The sequence below is a fragment of the Nocardia tenerifensis NBRC 101015 genome (assembly GCF_000308715.1).
GTDB lineage: Bacteria > Actinomycetota > Actinomycetes > Mycobacteriales > Mycobacteriaceae > Nocardia > Nocardia tenerifensis.
In genome coordinates this window covers 1-1,400 of sequence record NZ_BAGH01000064.1, presented here as the reverse complement: position 1 = coordinate 1,400, position 1,400 = coordinate 1, and the positions used below count along the sequence as shown (strand labels likewise).

Below are 1,400 nucleotides of genomic sequence, written 5' to 3'. Positions count from 1 at the left end.
CTCGTAGTTGATGGTGTCGAGCCGGGCCGCCCACTCCTCGGCGCGTGGCTCGCCGTCGCCGCCGCCGAACATGATCGCAACATCGCCCTCGCGGACGTCCGCGGCGTTGTCGCCGAGGTCGACGACGAACTGGTCCATGCAGACCCGGCCGACGTTCGGCCGCCGCGCGCCGCCGAGCCACACCTCGAAACGTCCACTCAGCGGCCGGAATACGCCGTCGGCGTAGCCCGCCGGGATGAGCGCGACCGTGGTGTCGCGCGGCGCGATCCAGGTGTGCCCGTAGGAGATGCCCTCCCCGGCCGCGACCCGCTTGATCTGAACGACGCGGGCCTGGAAGGTCATCGCCGGGCGCAGCCCGAAGTCGCCGAGCTCGGGAACCGGGGAGAGCCCGTAGACCGCGATGCCCGGCCGGACCATGTCGAAGGCGAGGTCGGGGCGGGTCAGCGTGGCGGGCGAGTTCGCCAGGTGCACCAATTCGGGTTCGAGGCCGTGCTCTTTCGCGGCGGCGATGGCGTCCAGGAAGCGGTCGCGCTGCAGGTCATTGGTGGGGTGCTCGGGTTCGTCGCCGCAGGCCAGGTGGGAGAAGATCGCGCGGAAGCGCACGGCCTGCTCGTCCACGAGAGCCCGCAGTTCGGCGAGCGCCTGCGGATACTCGACCGTCGACAGGCCGTTGCGATTGAGGCCGGTGTCCACCTTGAGGGTGACCGTCGCGGCGCGGCCCGTGCTCCGCACCGCCGCTTCGACCGCGCGCAGCTGACTGACCGTGGACACGCCGATCTCGATGTCGGCGGCGATCGCGGCGGCGTAGTCGGCGCTGGAGTCGTTGAGCCAGCTCAGGATCGGCGCGGTGATGCCCGCCTCGCGCAACGCCACGGCCTCATCGATCGAGGTGACGCCGAGCTCGGCCGCCCCCGCGGCCAGCGCCGCCTTGCCGACCGCCACGGCGCCGTGGTTGTAGCCGTCCGCCTTGACCACCGCCATCACGGCGGCGTCGCCCGCGTGGTCGCGCAGGATGCGGACATTGTGGGCGATGGCATCCAGGTCGACGACCGTCTCCGGGCCGCCTGGCCACGCGTCGAGGGCGCGCTGAGCGTCGCGGTCGTTCGACGGGTAATCGCCTGGCCGGCTGTCGGGCATATCCGGTGTGTTACCCATGTGCTCCCGAAATCAGTAATTGGACGTCGATTGTGATCGAGTCTATTTGTGGCGCCGGAGTCGGGTAGCGCCGAGTTGTCCCGGTGGTGTCCTGCGGCACAGATCTATCGGGGAACGCATGAGGTGATCCGCGAGCCGGTTTCGATCCGGCAGCGGGATCAGTCCTCGGCCCGGGCGAGGGCGCGCAGGGTCCGGATGGCGGGGCGCAGGTGCTCGAGCAGCGGGGTCGCCGAGACGGGCGTCGG

The 1,400-nt window shown here is 70.9% G+C and carries 1 protein-coding gene; it reads right to left on the bottom strand.

Annotated features, from left to right (window positions below):
* On the bottom strand, positions 1–1,137 hold a 1,137-nt coding region (gene alr, locus ON39_RS05540), incomplete at its 3' end, for an alanine racemase (RefSeq protein WP_083894259.1).
* Positions 1,138–1,400 lie beyond the last annotated feature (263 nt).